The sequence below is a fragment of the Stenotrophomonas maltophilia group sp. RNC7 genome (assembly GCF_030910085.1).
Taxonomy (GTDB): Bacteria; Pseudomonadota; Gammaproteobacteria; order Xanthomonadales; family Xanthomonadaceae; genus Stenotrophomonas; species Stenotrophomonas sepilia.
The window spans coordinates 1-355 of record NZ_JAVFVN010000659.1 but is presented as its reverse complement, the minus strand read 5'-3'; the positions used below and the strand labels follow the sequence as shown (position 1 = coordinate 355).

Annotated in this window: 1 protein-coding gene; it reads right to left on the bottom strand. The window is 43.9% G+C overall.

Features of this window, described 5'->3' with window-relative positions; genetic code table 11:
- Nucleotides 1-309 (bottom strand): dTDP-4-dehydrorhamnose 3,5-epimerase family protein (locus RCF13_RS13595; protein WP_308141251.1); only part of this gene is annotated, 309 nt, incomplete at its 3' end.
- Between the last annotated feature and the right edge of the window lie 46 nt (nt 310-355).

The window sequence follows — 355 nt, the reverse complement described above, 5'->3', positions numbered from 1 at the left end:
TAAAATGACCCCTGCCCATTGACCATAGGTTGGAGATGATTGACGAATATCGAGAATAACATCATAAATAGCTCCGCTCAACACACGGACAAGCTTACTCTGTTCTTTAGGCGGGAGCTGATAGTGCAAACCACGGACGACGCCAGCCTCTTGAGACAAAGAATGATTATCTTGAATAAAAGTAGTGTTAATCCCTGCTTGTTGATAACGTTCTTCATGATAGCTTTCCATAAAGAAACCTCTATGATCGCCGTGTACCACTGGTTCAATCAGCTTGGCTCCGTGAAGCTGCAGATCAATGATATTCACACAGTGCCCCCCTAACTCTTAAACTGCCCAAATTCAACTCCCAATG